The 22,819-nt window shown below is 33.5% G+C and carries 18 protein-coding genes; 14 read left to right on the plus strand and 4 right to left on the minus strand.

The window, feature by feature from the left end:
- Window positions 1–33 precede the first annotated feature (33 nt).
- From K7G79_RS05965 to K7G79_RS06025, 13 genes are all read left to right on the plus strand, one after another.
- Window positions 34–1,077, plus strand: a complete 1,044-nt coding sequence (locus K7G79_RS05965; protein ID WP_223550112.1) for a hypothetical protein — start codon at window positions 34–36, stop codon at window positions 1,075–1,077.
- A gap of 47 nt (window positions 1,078–1,124) precedes the next feature.
- Window positions 1,125–2,333, plus strand: coding sequence for a hypothetical protein (locus K7G79_RS05970; RefSeq protein WP_223550114.1), 1,209 nt, complete (start codon window positions 1,125–1,127; stop codon window positions 2,331–2,333).
- A gap of 246 nt (window positions 2,334–2,579) precedes the next feature.
- The gene (locus K7G79_RS05975; protein ID WP_223550116.1) at window positions 2,580–4,643 is read left to right on the plus strand and encodes a bi-domain-containing oxidoreductase; all 2,064 of its coding nucleotides are present in this window, start codon (window positions 2,580–2,582) and stop codon (window positions 4,641–4,643) included.
- 151 nt (window positions 4,644–4,794) lie between these two features.
- Entirely contained in the window at window positions 4,795–6,555 is a 1,761-nt protein-coding gene (locus K7G79_RS05980) for an alginate lyase family protein (protein ID WP_223550118.1), read from the plus strand.
- Window positions 6,556–7,800 (plus strand): glycosyltransferase family 4 protein, encoded by a 1,245-nt coding sequence (locus tag K7G79_RS05985; protein ID WP_223550120.1) that lies wholly within the window; start codon window positions 6,556–6,558, stop codon window positions 7,798–7,800.
- Window positions 7,800–8,405: a sugar transferase gene (locus tag K7G79_RS05990; RefSeq protein WP_223550122.1), complete on the plus strand. Its 606-nt coding sequence runs from the start codon at window positions 7,800–7,802 to the stop codon at window positions 8,403–8,405. The genes K7G79_RS05985 and K7G79_RS05990 overlap by 1 nt, the downstream gene beginning before the upstream one ends.
- Window positions 8,405–9,016 (plus strand): acetyltransferase, encoded by a 612-nt coding sequence (locus K7G79_RS05995; RefSeq protein WP_223550124.1) that lies wholly within the window; start codon window positions 8,405–8,407, stop codon window positions 9,014–9,016. Before K7G79_RS05990 ends, K7G79_RS05995 begins: the two co-directional genes overlap by 1 nt.
- Entirely contained in the window at window positions 9,006–10,136 is a 1,131-nt protein-coding gene (locus K7G79_RS06000) for a DegT/DnrJ/EryC1/StrS aminotransferase family protein (protein WP_223550126.1), read from the plus strand. Before K7G79_RS05995 ends, K7G79_RS06000 begins: the two co-directional genes overlap by 11 nt.
- A gap of 51 nt (window positions 10,137–10,187) precedes the next feature.
- Complete coding sequence (locus K7G79_RS06005; protein ID WP_223550128.1) at window positions 10,188–12,134, plus strand: nucleoside-diphosphate sugar epimerase/dehydratase; 1,947 nt, start codon at window positions 10,188–10,190, stop codon at window positions 12,132–12,134.
- A gap of 114 nt (window positions 12,135–12,248) precedes the next feature.
- Window positions 12,249–13,646, plus strand: coding sequence for a UDP-glucose 6-dehydrogenase (locus K7G79_RS06010; RefSeq protein ID WP_223550130.1), 1,398 nt, complete (start codon window positions 12,249–12,251; stop codon window positions 13,644–13,646).
- Window positions 13,647–13,858: 212 nt separating this feature from the next.
- The gene (locus K7G79_RS06015; RefSeq protein ID WP_223550132.1) at window positions 13,859–15,016 is read left to right on the plus strand and encodes an ATP-binding protein; all 1,158 of its coding nucleotides are present in this window, start codon (window positions 13,859–13,861) and stop codon (window positions 15,014–15,016) included.
- Window positions 15,017–15,028: 12 nt separating this feature from the next.
- Entirely contained in the window at window positions 15,029–16,015 is a 987-nt protein-coding gene (locus K7G79_RS06020; protein ID WP_223550134.1) for a UDP-glucuronic acid decarboxylase family protein, read from the plus strand.
- A gap of 3 nt (window positions 16,016–16,018) precedes the next feature.
- Window positions 16,019–17,425 (plus strand): exopolysaccharide biosynthesis polyprenyl glycosylphosphotransferase, encoded by a 1,407-nt coding sequence (locus K7G79_RS06025; protein ID WP_223550136.1) that lies wholly within the window; start codon window positions 16,019–16,021, stop codon window positions 17,423–17,425.
- Here the strand turns inward: K7G79_RS06025 and K7G79_RS06030 are convergent.
- Genes K7G79_RS06030 through K7G79_RS06040 form a run of 3 tightly spaced genes read right to left on the minus strand, consistent with a single transcriptional unit; the run spans window position 17,422 to window position 20,996 of the window.
- Entirely contained in the window at window positions 17,422–18,585 is a 1,164-nt protein-coding gene (locus tag K7G79_RS06030; protein ID WP_223550138.1) for a glycosyltransferase family 4 protein, read from the minus strand. The two genes, K7G79_RS06025 and K7G79_RS06030, sit on opposite strands and share 4 nt — an antisense overlap.
- Before the next feature lie 6 nt (window positions 18,586–18,591).
- A complete protein-coding gene (gene wecB, locus K7G79_RS06035; RefSeq protein ID WP_223550141.1) occupies window positions 18,592–19,680 on the minus strand; it encodes a non-hydrolyzing UDP-N-acetylglucosamine 2-epimerase in 1,089 nt (362 codons plus the stop codon).
- On the minus strand, window positions 19,677–20,996 hold the full coding sequence (locus K7G79_RS06040) for a phenylacetate--CoA ligase family protein (RefSeq protein WP_223550143.1): 1,320 nt from the start codon (window positions 20,994–20,996) through the stop codon (window positions 19,677–19,679). Before K7G79_RS06040 ends, wecB begins: the two co-directional genes overlap by 4 nt.
- A 264-nt stretch (window positions 20,997–21,260) precedes the next feature.
- Here K7G79_RS06040 and purD point away from each other — a divergent pair, with 264 nt between their 5' ends.
- On the plus strand, window positions 21,261–22,532 hold the full coding sequence (gene purD / locus K7G79_RS06045) for a phosphoribosylamine--glycine ligase (protein ID WP_223550145.1): 1,272 nt from the start codon (window positions 21,261–21,263) through the stop codon (window positions 22,530–22,532).
- Here the strand turns inward: purD and K7G79_RS06050 are convergent.
- Complete coding sequence (locus K7G79_RS06050) at window positions 22,527–22,754, minus strand: uracil phosphoribosyltransferase (RefSeq protein WP_223550147.1); 228 nt, start codon at window positions 22,752–22,754, stop codon at window positions 22,527–22,529. The genes purD and K7G79_RS06050 overlap by 6 nt on opposite strands.
- Window positions 22,755–22,819: the final 65 nt, after the last annotated feature.

Consider the following 22,819-nt stretch of genomic DNA (forward strand, 5'->3'; position numbering starts at 1 on the left):
ACAGGATTTTTATTTAATTTATTAATTTGTGAAATGAAAAAAAACATCCTCTATATATCGGTAAATGATGGCTCAGATACACGAATAACAAAAGAAGTTAAAACACTTTCTAAAACTTTTAATATCTATTTTATAGGGGTAGGAGCAAAACAAGAAAGCTCCTTTTCTTTAAATCACTGTCAGCATTATAAATTAATTAAAGGAAAAAGACAATCACCTATTACAATTTTAAAATTGATTATTGCAACCTTATCATTTAGGTTTAAATACAAATTTCATTCTATTCATGTCATTAATGAACAGTTATATATATTTTTAATTCCTTTTTTATTTGGAAAGCAGGTAGTTCTAGATATTTTTGATTCCTTTTTTTTAAAAATCAACAAACCCAAAGAAACTCTTTATTTGATAAAAAGGCTTCTTTATCGCTTTCCAAAACATATTATAGTTACTGATATGAATAGATATAACTTAATGCCAAAATTCTCAAAGCAAAAAACGGTTATTATTCCAAATGTGCCTTACAGTGTAAAAAATCCTAATAAGATTAGAAAATCTAACCATAGTCTAACTATTTGTTATTTTGGCTCTTTAAGCAAGAATAGAGGTACAGAGTTTTTAAAAAACATTATTGAAACCAATAATTTCATTGATGTTATTGCCGCAGGGTGGATTACAGATGATTATACTAAAGACTTTTTAAAATATAAAAAAGTTAATTATCTAGGTGTGAGGACCCAAAGAGAAATTAATTCAATCCTTGCTGAAAAGGGAGATTATTTGTTGTCTATTTACCCTATCTCAAACTTGAATAATATTTATGCCTCACCTAATAAAGTATATGATGCTATACATGCTAAAACACCAATAATTATGAATAGAGAGGTTAAAATTTCCGCATTTATTGAGGAAAATAATATAGGATATATAATTAATGACCTCAATGAAATTGATTATAATTTATTGGGAAATGAATTACTATATTTCAAAAATAAATATGTATTTGATAATATGCTTTTAAAAACCTATAAATGGGAAAACTTTGAGAACAAGCTGATTAATTTACATTTAACTTAAAGAGTTTCTGTATAATAACAGAAACAAAAAATATAGTACCGAATAACTTGGCAAAGAAATTTTTGAAAATCAATTTGGGAATTAAAAGCGAAAGTATAAAGAGCAATCTCATTTTTTGGGGAATAATATTAATTTTTTTATCAGAAATTATTACAAATTTTTATGTTTTACATTATGGTATAAGTTTTAGGTTAACAGGATTATTAAAACTCTTGTTTCAAGGATTACTATTTATATATGTGAAATGGTCTAAAATTCCCAAATCTATTTACATATCATTTCTTCTTTTAATTATCATATTTACTATAAATCAACTTATTATTAATGATTTTATATATAAAAATCTATTACCATCATTTACTAAGGGAAGTATATATTATTTAAATAGATTTTTATTTATCTTTTTATTTATTGCTAGTACCCTTTCTTTAAAAAACAAGGATTATCTTATCAATAAAATAAGTAGGATAATTGATTGTATTTTAATAATTAACGGTATTTTAATCATAACAGGATTCCTATTTGACATAGACTTATTTAAATCATACCCCAATAGTTCCCGCTTTGGCTATAATGGAGCTTTTAATAAGCTAAGCATTTATATGTGGTATATTATTTTTTTGAGCAAGCTTTATTACAATATCATAACTGAAAAAAGATCATATTTTCTCTTCTTTTTTATACTATTTGCCTCAGTATTAACAGGTTCAAAAATAATACTGTTTTTTTTACTATTATTAATTGCATTTCATTTTTTCCAAATTTATCGCAATAACAAAAAAATTATAATCCTTATTGTCATAATTTGCTCAACCATAGGACTTTATTCAAAGAGAATTCTTAGTTTTTATTTCAATTATTTCATTTTCTGGAAAAACATGAAAGATAAATATAGTATTATCACAATGGCTTTTTCTACAAGGGATTTGGCTATTGTAGAAAAGATTAATTACATAAAAACACATTGGAGTGGCCTAAATTATATATTTGGCGGCCCATTTTACAATAATCATTATAAAATAGTTGAAATGAGTTTTTTTGATGTTTTTTTGTTCTTTGGATTAATGGGTACAATAATCTATATAAATTTTCTAAAAAAATGGTTTTTTGGCAGAAATTTATCAATCAATATTTTACTAGGCTTAATAATTTTATGTGCCTCTTTGGCAGGAGGTCTTTTTTTTAATGTATTATCAATAATGTATTTATTTGTTAGCTTTTATTTATTGAATAAGAAATTAGTTCATGCTCATTAAAAAAGGTAAAGAATCATTATTTAGCTTTTGCTCATTATTTAAAAGTTAAATTCAAGATATCTAATTTTGGGATACTAGTGGTAGGAAATAAGAAATTAGTTACTAAGCAATTTAATTAACTTGATGAATGTAAACTAAACATTATGTTTGGTTATTGAGAAAAAGCTATAAAAGAGTAAATAAAGAAATAAATCCATGAAACAAATATTACAGTCCTTTAAAACGGGAATTACTGAATTAGCAGAGTTGCCTGCACCAAAAGTAAAGGCAGGTCAAGTTCTAATAAAAACGACAAGAACCTTAGTTTCACTTGGGACAGAGAGAATGTTAGTTGAATTTGGTAAAGCGTCTTTAATTCAAAAGGCCAGGCAGCAACCAGACAAAGTAAAAATGGTGTTGGATAAGATTAAGACTGAAGGCTTAGTGCCTACTCTAGAAGCTGTTTTTAACAAACTTGAACAACCACTTCCTCTTGGATACTGTAATGTCGGAAAAGTAATTGCAGTTGGAAAAGGGGTTACAGATTTTAAAGTGGGAGATCGTGTTGCTTCCAATGGACAACATGCCGAATTTGTTTCTGTTCCTAAAAATTTGGTAGCGCATATTCCAGATAATATTTCTGATGAAGAAGCTGCTTTTACTGTAATTGGCTCTATTGGATTACAAGGAATCCGTTTGATCAATCCTACTATGGGAGAAACAATTGTTGTCATAGGTTTAGGGCTTATAGGACTGCTTACGGCTGATATGCTAGTTGCCAATGGTTGTACTGTAATTGGGTATGACTTAGACGATAGCAAAGTAACAATTGCTCAAGAAAAAGGAATCATCGCATTTAACCCATTAAACGGGAATGACCCCGTAAAATTTGTATTAGATCAAACAAAAAATATAGGAGCTGATGGTGTTTTGATCACAGCTTCAGCAAAAACAAATGACCTCATTTCACAAGCAGCTCAAATGAGCAGAAAACGTGGAAGAATTACTTTAGTGGGTGTTATTGGATTAAATATATCAAGAGCCGAATTCTACGAAAAAGAATTAAGTTTTCAAGTATCCTGTTCTTACGGACCAGGAAGGTATGATGACGAGTACGAATTCAAAGGAATCGATTATCCATTACCATTTGTTCGCTGGACAGAAAAGAGAAACTTTGAGACAGTCTTACAATTGATTGCCACAGGAAAACTAGAAGTCAAAAATCTGATCTCAGAAGTTGTTCCGCTAGAAGAATATGATAAAATATATGGAGATATTGCAAACTCAAGATCCATTGCTTCCATTATTAAATACAATGAAGATGCAGTGCCAGAAAGTACTATTGTGGTCAACAAAAAAGATCTACAAACAACTAGGGGAGTCATTGGACTTGTTGGTGCTGGAAACTTTACAAAAATGACATTACTTCCTGCGCTTAAAGGAACTGATGCACAAATAAAACATATTGTGTCTTCTGGTGGCGTTAATGGAACGGCGTTGGCTCAAAAACACAACATTGCGCAAAGCACTACAGACTACAATCTAGTGTTAGATGACAAAGATGTAGACCTAATTATGATTACTACGCGTCACAATTTGCATGCAAATATGGTGATTAAGGCATTAGATAAAGGAAAACATGTCTTCGTGGAAAAACCACTAGCGTTAAATAATGAGGAGCTAGAAGCAATAGAAGAAAGCTATCAAAAAAGTAATGGAACATTAATGATCGGTTTTAACAGACGTTTTTCTCCACATACAGAAAAAATAAAATCATTGGTCGGTGATGCACCAATGAATATAATCGTTACAATGAATGCAGGAGCGATCCTGCCCGAAGTTTGGGTACACAACATGGAAGTTGGAGGTGGGAGAATTATAGGAGAAGCATGTCATTATTTAGACTTATTAGTATACCTTACAGGAAGCAAAATCAAAGCGGTTTGTATGAATGCATTAGGACAAAATCCATCAGAAAACACAGATAATGCTTCAATTTTGGTACAAATGGAAAATGGTTCTACAGGAGTTGTCAACTACTTTGCGAATGGTTCAAAATCCTACGCTAAAGAGCGTTTAGAGGTCTTTTCGCAAGAAAAAGTATTGATCATGGACAACTTTATCAAAACCACAGGTTATGGAACCAAAGGGTTTTCTAAACTTAAAACAAAACTAGACAAAGGACACAAATCACAATTTGGACGTTTAGTAGAAAAAATAAAAGAAGGAGATGTAGGATTGATTCCTTATGACGAATTGATCAATGTAACCAAAGCAAGTTTTGCAGCTATTCAAAGTTTAAAAGAAGGAAAGTGGATTGAAATTGAGTAACATTAACATTTAAAAAAAGTAGTACAAGATCATGACCCAAAAAATAAAAAAGATAGCCAACCTTATCTCAAACATGGGTTTACGCTATCTTTTTTTTAGAGTCTTTTACACGATCAAAACGAAACTTGGTTGGCAAAAAAAAGCATTTCCTGTGCAACCCAAAGTTTCAAAACATACTACATTAGAAAACTGGCGCAACAATTTACCTCCATTTTTCTTTTATGGGAAAAACATTCCAAATCTTCCAAAAGAAACCCCAAAGCATTTAGCAGATACCTATGAAGAAATTCAAAAGGGGATCTATACGTTCTTCAATAAAACAAAAATAAAATTAGGGACTGAATACAATTGGTTGGTTAATCCATCTACAGAATTCCGCTATAAAATAAACAAGCATTGGTCAGAAATAGAAGACTTGTCCAAAGAAGCGGGCGATATTAAATACGTATGGGAAAAGGCTCGTTTTTCATTTTTATTTGATGTAATTCGATACGACTATCATTTTGATGATGATCAATCAGAATTTGTTTTTAAAGAAATTGAAGATTTTATCGAAAAAAATCCAATCAATCAAGGACCAAACTACAAATGCAGTCAGGAAATCAGCTTGCGGGTTATGAACTGGACGTTTGCATTGTACTATTACAAAGATTCAACCAACTTAACGGAAGCGGTATTTCAAAGAATAATGCACTATATCTATTGGCAAATTCATCATGTTTACCAAAACATACATTTTTCGCTTATAACTGTTCGTAACAATCATGCGATCACAGAAACACTAATGTTGTACCTTTCTGCTAAATTATTTCCGTTTTTCCCCAATGTAGACAAATGGAGTAAACAAGGGAAAAAATGGTTTGAAAAAGAAATTGCCTACCAGATATATGAAGATGGAACATTTCTGCAATTTTCCATGAATTATCATAGAGTTGCTGTACAACTATTGACATGGGCAATTCAACTCGCAAAAATCAACAATGACAAATTTGATAAATTGGTTTACGAACGAGCTCAAAGATCACTCGATTTTCTAGATGCCTCTATGGATCCTCTAACAGGAAAACTTCCAAACTACGGCTCTAATGATGGTGCGTTATTCTTTAAACTTACTAGTGATGATTACAGAATATACCGTTCACAATTAGACGATCTACGAGCCGTTTTAAATGGTTACACGTACTACAACAGTAAAAGTCCTCTTTGGTATGGGATTCAGCCCAAACAGAAGACACAACCTAAATTGGCAGAAATACAAACTTTTGAAAAAAGCGGTTACTACATTATTCAAGATGGTGATTCCAAAACCTTTATACGTTGTGGAGCATACAAAAACAGGCCTTTTCAGTCAGACAACCTTCACATAGATATTTGGGCAAACGGAATCAACTATTTACGTGACACAGGTTCTTACAAATACAATGCAGAGCTAGACAGTGTCAACTATTTCAATGGTGTAGAAGGCCATAACACCGTTAGTGTTAGTAAAGCGGATCAAATGCAAAAAGGCGGTCGATTTATTTGGTATTATTGGGTCGACAAAGCGAATGCTGAATTGAAAAAAGAAGATAATAATTATGTGTTTGAAGGAACTATTAATGCCTTCAAACACTTAGGAGATAACATACGGCACACTCGAAAAGTAACAAAATCACAAGGGAAAAATACGTGGAAAGTTACAGATACAATTCAAAACAAAGGAAATAAAAAAATCTACCAATACTGGCACATACATCCAGGTCATTTAGAAGACATAGAGATCACTACTCTAGATGAAGAAGGTGAAAAGATTCAACCTTTATTAGAAGAAAAATGGTTTTCTGGGTATTATGGCGTAAAAGAAAAGGCAATAAGGCTTACATTTGCAAGCGAAAAGAACGTGTTTAACACTACAATACGTATCAGACAATAGATGAAAATATTACTAATTCATCAGTATTTCCTAGAAAAAGGAGATGGCGGCGGATCACGTTTTAACGAAATGACACAAGTATGGGCAGATCAAGGTCATGAGATTACTGTACTTGCTGGAATGGTACACTATACAACGGGAAAAAAAGCAGAAAAATACAAAGGAAAATTTACTTACAAAGACGAACAATTCTATGAAAAAGTAGATGTAATACGCTGTCTTGTATCAGAAAGCTACAACGTAAGCTTCATAGGAAGATTGTGGGCATACTTCTCATTTGTATTCTCAAGCATCTACGCTGGGTTATTCAAGAGCAAGGGAAAATTCGATGTTATTATAGTAACGTCTCCACCGTTATTCGTAGGAATAACGGCATATGTGATATCTAGATTAAAACGAGTGCCATTTGTCTTTGAAGTTCGTGACTTATGGCCAGAATCGGCTATAGACACTGGCGTTTTAAAAAATAAAATGATTATAAAATTTGCCTATTGGTTCGAAAAATTTATCTACAAAAAGGCAAAACTCATTAATGTATTAACACCTGCATTTCGTGATAAACTTATTCAAGATAAAAAAGTGCCTGCTGAAAAACTCATTTTCATTCCAAATGCAGCCGATTTTACCTTGGCAGAAAAAGTTCAGAATTATTTCGATGCTAAAGCATTCAAAAAAGAACTTGGCCTAGATGAAAAATTTGTCATAACCTACGTGGGGGCGCATGGTGTTGCCAATCATTTAATTCAATTGGTAGAGGCAGCCGAAAAATTGATAGATACTAATATTGTATTTCAGTTAATTGGAGCAGGAATGTGTAAAGAAGCACTTATAGAAGAAGCTAAAAAGCGAAATTTATCTAATATCATTTTCAGAGATCCTGTATCCAAAAAAGAGATTTTCAAATATATTCTAGCTTCTGATGCTGGAGCGTCAGTATTAAAAAAAGTAGAAACCTTTAAAACAATATACTCGAATAAAACGTTTGATTATATGTCTTGTAAACGACCAATATTATTAGCAATTGATGGGGTTTCACATGAATTGATAAATGATGCAAAATGTGGAGTTTATGTTGAACCTGAAAATATTGATGAAATTGTTAAAGGAGTGAATGAATTGGGGAATAAAAGCACATTTGAAATTCAGCAAATGGGAGAGAATGGCTATGCATATGCTAAAGCATATTTTGATCGAGACCTATTAGCTAAAGAATATATATTTAGAATTAAAGGAATTCTTAAATAATGTACCGTCATTTTTTAAAAAGAGCTATCGATTTTATCTTATCACTAATAGGTGTTGTTTTATTAAGCCCAATCTTTATTGTTGTATTTATTTTATTAGCCATTAATAATCAAGGAAAGCCATTTTTCTTTCAAAAGCGACCTGGAAAAGACGAAGAAACCTTTCATGTTATCAAATTCAAGACCATGAACGACAAAAAAGACGCTAATGGGGAATTGCTCCCAGATGCTGATCGTTTGACAAAAATTGGTAAATTTATTAGAAAAACATCCTTAGATGAATTGCCACAATTGATTAATGTGTTAAAAGGGGATATGAGCTTAATTGGGCCTAGGCCTCTATTACCAGAATATTTGTCTTTGTATAATATCGAACAAAAGAAACGACACTATGTAAAACCAGGGATAACGGGTTGGGCTCAGGTAAATGGAAGAAATGCCATTAGTTGGACTAAAAAGTTTGAATACGATGTCTGGTATGTAGATAATTTGAGTTTTTTATTAGATTTAAAAATTATAATCAAAACAATCATTAACGTATTGAGTTCGAAAGATATCAATACGGATAATCATGCAACAACTGTAAAATTCACAGGCACTAATTGATGAAATATTTATACGGAGCAAGCGGCCATGCAAAAGTTATAGTGGATGTTATTAAATCTATAGGAGAAGACATATCTGGAATTTTTGATGATGACCCTATGAAAGGCACTTTTTTTAACATTCCCTTTCTCGGGAAATATAATGGGGATGCTAAATTTTTAATAGGGTCTGAGTTTTTAATCAGTATTGGTGATAATAGAACAAGAAAATTTATTTCTAAACAAATTAAGCAAGATTTTTTTTCTGTTTGCCATAACTCAAGTATAATAGCAAGTTCAGTCAAAATTGGTAAAGGGAGTGTAGTAATGCCATCGGCCGTTATAAATGCCAATTCATTAATAGGAAATCATTGTATAATAAATACTGGAGCTATTATAGAACACGATTGCATAATAGAAAAATTTGTTCACATAGCCCCAAATGCAACGGTAACAGGGAATGTGTTAGTGGGTGAAGGTACTTTTATAGGGGCAAGAACTGTTATAATACCAGGAGTTAAAGTTGGTAAATGGGTTACAATTGGTGCAGGTTCTGTAATAATTTCTGATGTTCCAAATTACGCTGTAGTTGTAGGTAATCCTGGTAAAATAATTAGATATAATGAAAAATAAAATATGGCTGTCCTCTCCCCACATGGGAGGAGAAGAACTTAAATATATTCAAGAAGCTTTTGATACAAATTGGGTAGCACCTTTGGGTCCAAATGTCACAAATTTTGAAGACGATTTAAAAAAATACCTTAATAGAGATAGTAATATTGCTGCGCTGAGTTCAGGCACTGCGGCTCTCCATATAGCATTAATTTTATCGGGAGTTAAAAAAGAGGACGAAGTTATTTGTCAAAGTATGACCTTTTCAGCTTCAGCTAACCCCATAGTGTATCAAGGAGCTCTGCCCGTTTTTTTAGATAGTGAACAGGACACTTGGAACATGTGTCCGATGCATTTGGAAGCTGCGATAGAAGACAGGATATCAAAAGGGAAAAAGCCAAAAGCTATCATTGTAGTCGATTTGTATGGCATGCCAGCCAAAATGGATGAAATCTCATCCATTGCTAAAAGATATAAAATTACTTTAATAGAGGATGCTGCCGAAGCTTTAGGCTCAAGTTATAAGGGGCGGAAATGTGGAACCTTTGGCGATTTTGGAATTTTGTCATTTAATGGAAATAAAATAATTACCACTTCAGGAGGCGGGGCTTTAGTTTGTAAAACTAAGGAAATGAAAGAGAAAGCCATTTTTTTGGCTACTCAAGCAAGGGATGAAGCACCGCATTACCAGCATTCTCAAATTGGCTATAACTATAGAATGAGTAATGTGCTTGCAGGTATAGGCCGAGGGCAGATGGAAGTTTTGGATGAATATGTTAAACTTCGTAGGGCCAATAATAGTTTTTACAAAGAAATTTTTAAAAATGTAGAAGGAGTAACTGTTTTTGAAGAACCAAATAAAGATTATTTTTCTAACCATTGGTTAAGTTGTGCCCGTGTAGATAAAGAAGTTGCTGGTTTTAGTAGTGAAGATCTTAGGTTGGTTTTATTGAATAATAATATCGAATCCAGGCCATTATGGAAGCCTATGCATTTACAACCGGTATTTAAGAATGCGCCATACTATGGTAATAAAGTAGCAGAGGAACTATTTAATTGTGGATTATGCCTACCTTCAGGCTCAAACTTAAGTACAGAAGATAAAAAAAGAATTGAAAGTGTAATAAAAAACTTTATTTGATCCAAAACTAATTAAATCATTAAATTTGTTTGGTGAGCTTACATAGAGAGTATGAATAAAATCAAAGAGCTTTTCAAATTGGTTTTAAGGACCACCATCTTTAAATTAGGTATCAATAATATAAATTATTTGCCTAGATGGATGATTTTGTGGTGGGACATGCAAGCTGTTTTTTTCGTTCTTTTTGCTACAGAGTTTGTAATCAATAATTTCGCCTTATCATTTTTAAATAGGCAGTTTCTATATCAGTTTATAGTAGTAGAATTAATAACTGTTGTTTTCTTTTTAATTTTAAAAACCTATGTAGGCGTTATAAGGCACTCAACCTATATAGATGCAGCAAAGCTTTTTTTGGCGTCATTTTTTTCAGCAACAGGGTTATATTTAGCAGATGTACTCTTGAATGCTTTTTATGGAAAGAACCTCTTTCCTTCCCTCTTCTACATTATTTTTCCTTTAGGCCTTTTTTGTGGACTTTTTTGCTATAGGCTCATCATTAAACAAGTCTATGCACAGTTTATAGCAGATACAAATCCAGAAGTCGAAAAAGTGTTTATACTAGGGGTTTCCCAACCCTCTATTTCTATTGCCGTGGCCATTGAAAATGAATTGCCTAAGCGATTTAAGGTTTTAGGGTTTTTAGAATATGATGGGCAGAAAAGTAAAAAGCGCGTTTTAGGCATACCAATATTACATATCAAAAAGAAGATACATGTATTGGTAAGAGCGCATAATGCCACTGGTATTTTGGTGATGGAGGATGATTTAAAAAACGAGGACTTTATTGCAGGAATTGAAAACTGTATAGAACATAACATTAAGGTGTATCGAGCCCCTTCCATTTCAGAATTGGACTTTACTACAGGGGTCAATAGTACCATTCAAAACATTCAAATTGAAGATTTATTGGGAAGGGACCCCATAAAAATCAACAATATTAATATTCTAAACCTCATACAAGGAAAAACAGTATTTGTTACTGGTGGCGCAGGCTCCATTGGCTCTGAAATTGTTAATCAATTGGGAAAATATAAGCCTTCACGACTAGTCGTTATTGAACAAGCTGAGACACCTTTACATACCTTGTCACTAAAAGTAGAAAAGGAATATCCACAACTCGAGTTTGTTCCCATTATTTGCGACGTAAGGAATAAAGAAAGATTAGAGTTTCTATTCCAAGAATATTACCCCCAAATTATTTACCATTGTGCCGCTTATAAGCATGTTCCATTAATGGAAGGTAATCCGTCCGAGGCGGTTTCGGTAAATATTCAAGGTTCTAAAACGGTGGCTGATTTGGCTGTGAAGTATAAGGCAGAACGATTTGTTATGATTTCTACTGATAAGGCAGTAAACCCAAGTAACGTTATGGGAGCCAGTAAAAGAGCGGCCGAAATGTATGTGCAATCATTACACAACCATATTCATAAAACAGAGCAAGGAGCCACTAAGTTTATTACAACCCGTTTTGGTAATGTACTCGGATCTAATGGATCTGTGGTGCCTTTATTTAAAAAACAAATTTCGTCTGGCGGACCTGTAACCATAACACATCCTGATATCATAAGATATTTTATGACCATTCCAGAGGCCTGTCAATTGGTTATGGAAGCCAGTAGTATGGGAAAAGGGGGCGAGATATTTATTTTTGACATGGGTAAGGCAGTCAAAATAATTGACTTAGCAGAAAAAATGATTCGTCTGGCAGGGTATATCCCTGATAGGACGATGAAAATAAAGACCATTGGTTTACGACCAGGTGAAAAACTATATGAAGAGTTATTAAATGACAAATCGGAAACTCTGCCTACCTATCATGAAAAAATTATGATTGTAAGAGAGAACAACAATAAATATGAAGAAGTATCCGAAGGTATTAAAAAAATTATAAAAGCTACACATAAACATGATATAGGAATTATAGTTAAGAAAATGAAAGAATTGGTGGTTGAGTTTAAAAGTTTGAATTCTGAATACGAAAAGTTAGATGTAATGTAATCTTGGTTTTAGTTAAAAATTTATTCCGAATATTACTTATTAAGCCTTTTTATCTTCATGATTATTTCATTATCTTATGTTTTATGTTTATAAGATTATAAAGTAAAAGTTTTAATGGTTGTAAAAAAAATATGCTGCATCGGTGCCGGTTATGTTGGAGGCCCAACCATGGCCGTTATCGCCCAACAATGCCAACATATAAAAGTAACAGTTGTTGATGTTAATGCAAAGCGTGTTGCTGCTTGGAATGATACTGATTTAAGTAAATTACCTGTTTTTGAACCAGGTCTTGATGAAGTAGTTAAAGAAGCACGAAATAAAAACTTGTATTTTTCAACGAATATAGATCAGGCCATAGACGAAGCCGATATGATTTTTATTTCGGTCAACACCCCAACCAAAACCTATGGAAAAGGTAAAGGGATGGCGGCCGATTTAAAGTATATCGAGCTTTGTGCGCGACAAATCGCTAAAGTGGCTAAAAATGATAAAATTGTAGTTGAAAAATCAACACTTCCGGTACGAACAGCAGAAGCCATAAAAAATATTTTAAATAATACGGGTAATGGGGTGCAGTTTCAAATCTTGTCCAATCCCGAGTTTTTAGCCGAAGGGACAGCCGTTCAGGATTTACTAAATCCAGATCGAGTACTTATTGGTGGTGATACAACCAAAAAAGGCCAAGAAGCCATACAAGCCTTAGTTAGTATCTATGCCCATTGGGTACCGAAAGAACGTATTTTAACCACCAATGTATGGTCTTCAGAATTGTCTAAATTAACCGCTAATGCTTTTTTAGCACAGCGCGTATCGTCTATTAATGCCATGTCGGCCATCTGTGAACAATCGGGGGCCGATGTGAATGAAGTGGCTAAAGCCATTGGGATGGATTCTAGGATAGGGTCTAAGTTCTTAAAAGCATCTGTTGGTTTTGGAGGCTCCTGTTTTCAAAAGGATATTTTAAATCTGGTGTATATCGCTAAAACCTATGGTTTAAATGAAGTTGCCGACTATTGGGAGCAGGTCATTCTAATGAACGACTATCAAAAGAATAGATTCTCAGACAATATCGTAAGCACCCTCTACAATACCGTTTCGGGAAAGAAAATAGCCTTTTTAGGCTGGGCCTTTAAAAAAGATACGAACGATACACGAGAATCGGCTGCCATACAAGTAGCTGATAATTTACTTAATGAGCAAGCACGCATTTCGGTATACGATCCTAAAGTAAGCGAAGAACGCATGTATGCCGATTTAGACTATTTAAATTCGCGTACTGAAAAAGAAAATAGACAGTTGCTAACAGTAAGCAATAATCCTTATGAAGCCTGCAAGGATTCGCATGCCATAGCTGTTCTCACAGAATGGGATGAATTTAAAACATATGATTGGCAACGCATTTACGATAGTATGCAAAAACCCGCTTTTGTGTTTGATGGTCGAGGTATTTTAGATACTGAAGTCTTAAAAGATATTGGTTTTGTGTATTATGCAATTGGTAAAGGCTCTTAATTGTCATGTAGAGCTTTTCGGCATAAGTCTTTATCGGACTTGTTGAAATTTTCCAAATGATGAAATTCAATTCACTCCTTCTTGGAAAGAAGGAGAATTCCGCTTCCATTTGACAGATTTAAAGTTGCATTTTAAATTCCTCGAAAAACAAATAAGCGTACAATTTCGGAATTAAATTCCGAAATTGTACGCTTATTTTAGTATCTTTGTCTATGGTTTTAAGGGAAGCACAACAAGAACTTTTAAGTTTGTCTAAGCAGTATAAGGCCATTGCGGTTATTGGCCCTAGGCAATCGGGCAAAACAACACTAGTAAAAGCGGTCTTTTCAGGGAAACCTTATGTGAGTTTGGAAAACCCAGATACGAGAAACTTTGCTTTAGAAGACCCAAGAGGTTTTCTAGATCAATTTCCAAATGGTGCTATATTAGATGAAGTACAGCGAACACCAGAGTTGTTTTCTTATTTACAACAGGTGTTAGATGATAATGTAGGTGTATCTCAATTTATTTTAACGGGCTCAAATAACTTTTTGTTACAACAAAATATATCTCAAAGTTTAGCAGGAAGAGTTGGTTATTTAAACTTATTGCCATTTACCTTATCAGAAATCAAAGATATAGCCCCAAAATCTATCCATGAAAAGTTGTTTAAAGGCTTTTATCCTCCGTTATACGATAAACCATTTGAAATTCAAAAATGGTTTTCAAACTATATAAGAACTTACATTGAGAGAGATGTTAGACAATTAAAGAATATCGAGAATTTAGTAGTTTTTGAGCGATTTATGAAATTATGTGCGGGAAGGGTTGGCCAGTTGTTAAACAAAAGTGCTTTAGCAATAGAGGTTGGTGTCGATAGTAAGACCATAGAATCTTGGATAGGTATATTGGAAGCCAGTTTTATTTTGTTTAGGTTACCCCCCCATCATCATAACTTTAATAAACGGATCGTTAAAATGCCCAAACTATATTTTTATGACGTTGGTTTAGCTTGTGCATTGCTAGGTGTTCAAAATGCCAATCAATTGGAGCTACACCCATTTAAAGGCAGTCTATTTGAAAACATGGTAGTGGTAGAATTGTTGAAACAAAGGTTAAATAAAGGAAAATTAAACAACCTATACTTTTGGAGGGATAACAAAGGAAATGAAATAGACATTATAATAGATAACTTTGATGAGTTAATGCCTATAGAGATAAAATCGGGAAAGACGATTACCCAAGATTATTTTAAAGGATTAAAATATTGGAATGAAATGACGGGTTTTAAAGGAGGCAAGGTCATTTATGGAGGTGAAGATTATCAAAAAAGAAGCAATGGCTTTGAAGTTATTCCTTTAAATTTGTTAACTGAAAAAATTGACAATTAAAAGAGATAAGGATTGAAACGCGTATTAATAACAGGAGCCGCAGGATTTTTAGGATCAAATTTATGTGACCGTTTTATTGCTGAAGGCTATCACGTTATTGGAATGGATAATTTCATTACTGGAGATCCTAAAAATTTAGTCCATTTAAAAGAGCATTCCCATTTTGAGTTTATAGAACACGATGTCACCGAGTTTGTTTCTGTTGAAGGTGATTTAGATTACATTTTACATTTTGCGTCTCCAGCAAGTCCTATCGATTATTTAAAAATTCCCATTCAAACCTTAAAAGTGGGCTCGTTAGGAACCCATAATTTGTTAGGCTTGGCTAAAGCCAAAAAAGCGCGGATACTTATTGCTTCAACATCTGAAGTGTATGGCGACCCCTTAGTGCACCCCCAGTCGGAGGATTACTATGGTAACGTCAATGCTATTGGCCCTCGAGGGGTTTACGATGAAGCGAAACGGTTTCAAGAATCCATTACTATGGCCTATCATAGAGTTCATGGTTTAGATACTCGAATTGTGCGTATTTTTAACACCTATGGGCCCCGTATGCGCCTTAATGATGGTCGCGTTATTCCAGCGTTTATTGGACAGGCTTTAAGAGGAGAGGATTTAACCGTTTTTGGTGATGGTTCCCAAACACGTTCATTTTGTTATATAGACGATCAGGTTGAAGGAATATATAGGTTGTTATTAAGTGATTATGCGTTACCAGTGAATATAGGTAATCCCAACGAAATCACCATAATGGATTTTGCACAGGAGATTATTAAACTAACTGGAACGCAACAAAAAATAGTTTATAAAGATTTACCAGTAGATGATCCTATGCAACGACAGCCCGATATTTCATTAGCTAAAAAAATATTAGGGTGGGAACCTAAAGTAGAACGTGCTGAAGGCATGCAAAAAACATATGATTATTTTAAAAGCCTATCAAAAGAAGAGCTCTATAGAGCCAATCATAGAGATTTTTCAAAGTTTAACATCAGATAATTTATGGAATATAAAAGAGGGAGATATTCAAAAATTTTAAGACCTTTTTTAATTGTATTCGACCTTTTTATAATAAACTTCTTGGCTTTTAAACTATTAAATTTAAATGAGCAAGAGTCATATTTTTTCCCTTCTGATTTTTTAAATAACAAATACTTCCTGTTTTTTATTTACTCTACATCGTTATGGTTCCTTTCAACATTTTTGTTGAAATTTTATAATGTATATCGCTATACCTCTGTTTTAAACATTGCCACCCTTTTGTTTAAACAGATATTTGTCTTTATGATAATTGTTTTTGCTTTTGAAGGTGCATTTAGGAGTATTAATACACCAGCGATAGTTACTTTAAAATATTTATTTTATGTATTTATAATAATAGGGTCTTTAAAACTTCTAAGTTTTTATATCTTAAAAACATACCGATTATATTTAAAAGGAAACATTAGGGATATTATTCTGGTAGGATCTAATGATAATGCAAAAGAACTTCTACGAATATTCAATAAAAATAAAGAATTAGGATATCATGTTAAGGGTGTTTTTGGCCAATTTAAGGAGAAAGGTATTATGGGGACAATTGAGGATAGTTTGATGTTTTTGGAAACCAATACTATCGATGAAATTTATTGTTCCATTGATGAATTAACCGAAAAGCAAGTCAATGATTATGTAAAATATGCAGATACACACCATTGTAATATTAAATTTATTCCTAATACAAACAGGTTATTGGATAAAAGATTGAAAATGGAGTATTATGGTTACTTACCGGTTTTGTCCATTCAAGAAGTAGCTATTAATAACAGTTTAAACAAGGCTTTAAAAAGAAGTTTTGATGTAGTTTTTTCATTATTGGTTATAGTATTTATCTTATCGTGGCTGACGCCACTTTTAGCAATTTTAATAAAATTGGAATCAAAGGGTCCTGTATTTTACAAGCATAGAAGAAATGGAATTAACTATAAGGAATTTATTTGCTACAAATATCGTTCTCTTACTATTACGAAAGAGTTAAAAGGCACTTATGTAAAACCAAACGATGATAGATTAACTCAAGTTGGAAAGTTTTTAAGAAGAACAAATATGGACGAATTACCTCAATTTTTTAATGTGTTGTTTGGTGATATGTCTGTTGTTGGGCCAAGGCCCCATATGCCTACATATACAGAAGATTATTCGAAAAAAATAAACAGGTATGATTTTATTTTTAGACACCATGTGAAACCAGGTATCACGGGGTTGGCCCAAGTAAAAGGGTATAGGGGAGAAATTGAAAAGGACAAGGATATCATTAACCGTGTGAAATATGATATTTTTTATATAGAAAACTGGTCCCTGTTATTGGATATTAAAATCATTTTCCAAACATTTATAAATGCCATAAAAGGAGAAGAAAAAGCGTATTAAATGGTCTGAATTAATTGGTCTAATTGTAAGTTGTAATCAAAAGTTTTTAATGCTTTTATTTGAATTTGTTTTTTTAAACCGTAATTAATCTCAACAGGGTTTAATTTAGAAATTACAATATTTAAATTATTATAATCTCCAGCTTTTGCCGACCATCCTAAATTGTTTTTTCTCACAATAGTTTCGCCCTCTCCGCCACCAAAATAGACTACAGGTAGCCCCAGCCGAGCATATTCAAAGATTTTTGAAGGAACAGACCCATAAATTCTATTTAGCAAAGGAATAATAGTAACATCATATCTTAAAAGTTCTTGATGCAGTTCATTTCTAGAAAGTTCCCCATGATACTTAATATCCAATCTAGGATGTTTTGCAATGAAGTTCTCTATTTTAGTTCTTTCGGCACCTGAGCCATAAATATGAAATTCAATAGTTGTGTAATCTAATTCTTGACATAGTTTATAAACGCCTTGGGCAACGCCTAATAAACCGGCGTAAACCAATTTTAGTTTTTTAGAGGGAGAAGGAACATCAATAATATGGGGCAGTTTAAAATTTGGGAAATTACGGTATAGTAAAGTCTCTTTTATAGGGAAGGTAGAAATTACATGATTTAATATTTCTTGGCTTTGGCCTAAAATTAAATGGGCATATTTATAATTAAATTGTTCAATGCGTTCTAGAATTTGATAAACTAGTCCTTTTTTTAAAGCACCAAGCTCTAAACCAGCCAAAGGCCATAAATCGCTTACGTTTAAAATAAGTTTTCGTTTTTTAGAACGCAAAAAGAATATTGAGGTAAAAGCGACCAATAGTGGCGGGGATTGAATAATGACGGTTTTAGGGATGTTATGCCTAAGAAAAAACCAAATCAGACTCAAACTATAGGATAGCATCGCAAAAAGCCGTAACAGTTTATTTTTTGAGTTGCTGGCATAAAGCCATAATCTATGGACGGTGATGTTGTTTTCTATTGAAGTATGTTTGAATTTACCTCGATAACCCTCAAAAATTTTTCCGTTAGGGTAATTGGGAAAAGGCGTTACCACACACACCTTAAAATAATGCTGTTGTAACCCTTCCGCTAATTGAAAGATGCGATTGGAAGCCGCACCTATTTCAGGAGGAAAATAATTAGTTATGATGAGGATATCTTTCATAATAACTTAAACGATGGATATTAAGTGATTAACAATCCTTTCAGCTGTATGGCCATCCCATAATTGAGGAATAGACCCTTTTTTCCAAGTGCCTGAAAACAATGCTTTAAAGGCCTTATTAATTTTTTTAGAATCATTACCCACCAAAACATTGGTGCCTATGGAGCAAGTTTCAGGACGCTCGGTAGTATTTCTTAAGGTAATGCAGGGAATATCCATAACAGTAGCCTCTTCAGTAATGCCTCCTGAATCGGTAATAATGGCTAAGGCGTGTTTCACTAAATAGTTAAATTCTAAGTAACCCAGCGGATTTACATAATAAATATTTTCAGAATTCAAGTGCAAGCCATTCAATAATTTTTGTGTTCTGGGATGTACTGGAAAGATTATGGGATACCCTTTGCTTAAGTTAACAATTTGCTCGATTAGCTTTTTTAATAGCTGTTCACTATCAACATTACTAGGCCTATGAAGTGTCATGACCAGATAGTTTTTATTCTTTAGTTTTAAATCATCCCAGAGAGGTGGTTTTTTAAATCTGCATTCATGTTTACGTAATGTATCAATCATCACATTACCTACAAAGAAGATTTTATGGGTATCAACCCCTAATTGTATTAAATTTTCATTGGCATACTCTGAAGTAGTAAAAAAATAATCGGTTAAACTGTCAGTTACTATACGGTTGATTTCTTCGGGCATGGTTAAGTCTCCTGAACGAATACCTGCTTCAACATGGGCGACTTTTACATGTGCTTTTTTAGCTACAATAGCACAGGCCATGGTTGAGGTAACATCGCCTACCACCAAAACCACGTCACAAGGGTTTTCTTGTAACTCCTTTTCAAAACCAATCATAATGGCTGCGGTCTGTTCTGCTTGGGAGCCACTTCCCACACCCAAATTTACATGAGGAGCAGGGATGCTGAGCTCTTTAAAGAAAGCTCCACTTAAACTTTCATCATAATGTTGTCCGGTATGAACCAACCTATAATTTAAAAGAACCCCTTCTGTTTGCTTATTATGAATGGCTTCAATAATAGGTGCAATTTTTATAAAATTTGGTCTTGCTCCTGCAACTAAGGTGATGTTCATGTGTTTTGGTTTAAGTAGGATGTAAACTGTTTTAATTTACCACTTTTTGATCGAATTAATTTATCGACTTTTTCAAATTCAATTTGAAGCCCTTGTTCCAAGTAGTTTTCCATTTCGACAATAATAGCTTTTATTGTTTTTTCTGAAAGGGCTTTGCAACTTAGATAAATCACCTTAAAAGTATCTAATTTAAGTTGCTCAATAACAAACTCCTTAACACTACTATCTTTTTCAATAATCCTTTTAGTTATGTAGTAAAAGGTTAGTCCGGCAGCTTTTTTTCCACTTGGTAAAACAATAACATCGTTAGTTCTTCCAATAAGTTTCTCAAGAATAGGAGATTTTAAACTGCTGTCTTTTGAGAGCGTACCTATATCACCAATATCATACCTTATAAACGGCTGGGCCTTATTATACAGAGAGGTAATCACTAAGCGGCCGTCCTCACCATAAGGCAGCGGATTATTGTCATCATCCAACACTTCTACAAAAAGACTCTCGCTGTTAACCTGCCAGTTACCTTTAGGATTTTCAAAAGCAATTAAATCAAGTTCTGAGGCGCCATATTCGTTAATGACAGGCACTCCAAATTGTGTTTCCATAAGGATTTTATCACCTTTAAAGAGCATTTCAGAGGTTACGATACAAACCCGAAGCGTCGGACAAACCGTTTTGAGCACCATATTTTTTCGTTGCAAATATCTAGCAAATTGTACTATAGGGCTGGTGTAACCATTCAAGTATTCCAATGGTTTGTTTTTGAAAATAGCTATCCATTGTTCAAAAGCACGATCGGACAGATCGAAAACGTTAAAACGAATTCTATTGCTCATAAAATCTTTTAGTCTTTCCTTGTAATAGCCTTTCTTATCTAAAGGAATGCCATAAAACCGAGCTTGTTTTGTACTGTTAAAATCAATATCAAACCACCCAAATCGATCTTGTATAACTGCCCAAGTAAGTGCATGGCAAAACTTGTCCTTCGAGAAAATAAAGGGATGTCCCGAAGCCCCAGAGGTTTTATCGATATAAACATTGTTTTTAGTAAAACCTTGGGAAAGAAGTGTTTCTAAAGGTTGCTGTAAATCCGATTTGGTCATAATGGGAACGCTGTCCCAGTCTAACGGATTTGAGGTTTTAGCAAAGGATTTATAAAAGGAGTTGTATTTTAAATGAAAAGCAACAATGTCCTGTTTTTGGGTTTCAATGTAGGTTTTAAAGGCTTCACCATTTTTATCCTGAATCGTTTTCAACAAGTGCTTAGCTCTTCCAATTGGAAAGCCATTAAGTTTTAAAGCAAGGTTGAACAGATTCAAAATGAAGAATTTTTTGTAAAGTAAACAAAAAATAGTCGTGAAATGGGCGTATTAATTTTATTTTTGCACTCGAAAAACAACTATTAATGCAACGCATTAAATAACATTAACTTGTCGAGGCTACCTGAAAAGTGATTTGTCTTGTCATTCAGAGCGAAGCGATGAATCTTTATTTACTGTGAATTAAAAATTTATTTTACAATAGATTCCTCATTTCATTCGGAATGACACTTTTCAGACAGTCCCTTAAGAAAACACAAAACAATGAATATCTTAATTTTAGGATCTGGAGGAAGAGAACATACTTTTGCTTGGAAAATAGCTCAAAGCCCAAAATGTAAAAATTTATTTGTTGCTCCAGGGAATTCTGGAACAGCTAAAATAGCGACCAATGTAAATATTGGTGTAAACGATTTTGAAGCTATTAAAGATTTGGTTTTGGACAAGGCTATCGATATGGTTGTGGTGGGGCCTGAAGATCCTTTGGTTAATGGTGTTCACGATTTCTTTTTAAATGACAGGGCGATTAAACACGTTAAAGTGATTGGCCCACAAAAAGAAGCCGCCATTTTAGAAGGGAGCAAGGAATTCGCGAAAGAATTTTTATACCGCCATAATATCCCAACAGCTGCTTACGAGAGTTTCACCAAAGATACTGTGGAACAAGGCTATACATTTTTGGAAACCTTAAAACCACCATATGTGTTAAAGGCCGATGGCTTGGCTGCAGGAAAGGGTGTGGTGATTTTAAATGATTTAAATGAAGCTAAAGCCGAGCTTAAATCCATGTTGGTCGATGCTAAGTTTGGTGAAGCCAGTACCAAAGTGGTGATTGAAGAATTTCTTGATGGTATTGAGTTGAGTTGTTTTGTGTTAACCGATGGCAAAAACTACAAAATCTTACCAACGGCTAAAGATTATAAACGTATTGGCGAAGGCGATACCGGATTAAATACAGGCGGCATGGGAGCGGTTTCCCCAGTACCATTTGCAACCCCAGAGTTTTTAAATAAAATTGAACAACGTATTGTTAAACCTACGGTTGAAGGGTTTAAAAAGGACAACTTACCTTATGTGGGCTTTGTATTTATTGGGCTGATTAAAGTTGGCGATGATCCTAAAGTGATTGAATACAATGTGCGTATGGGCGATCCAGAAACCGAAGTGGTGTTTCCACGTTTAAAGAACGATTTGGTAGACGTACTTTTGGCGATGGCTAATAGTACCTTAAATGAGATTGACATTGAAATAGATGAGCGTGCAGCCACAACAATTATGTTGGTGTCTGGAGGTTATCCTGAAGCTTATGAAAAAGGATATGTAATCACAGGGGTTGAAACCATAAAGGATTCCATTCCGTTTCATGCCGGGGCAGTGCTAAAAGACGAAAAAATAGTGACTTCGGGTGGGCGTGTTATGGCCATTACCTCTTATGGTGACACATACCAAGAGGCCATAAAAAAATCTTACCAAAACATAGAAAAACTACATTTCGATAAGATGTATTATCGGAAGGATATTGGATTCGATTTATAAGAACGAATGGGAAGACACGCTTTTATCTTCTTCGTTATTGTCGTTAAATAGTTTAAGTTGCTTTAACCAATATAACATAGCAACAAATCCTATTATTAAAAACAGCCAAGACACTGTGTTTGCGACAAACCAGTTCTCAAGCTCTAATGCTCTAAGGGCATCATAAGGAGCGAAAAGAACATTTACAAACAAATCTTCAATAGCGTAAAAGAAATCTTTCATCTTAAAATTTTATTATTTTCTAACCGTATTTAGTTAGTATATTTACAAGGCAAAAATACAAAAAC

The organism is Aestuariivivens sp. NBU2969, from assembly GCF_019931125.1.
Lineage (GTDB): Bacteria > Bacteroidota > Bacteroidia > Flavobacteriales > Flavobacteriaceae > Aestuariivivens > Aestuariivivens marinum.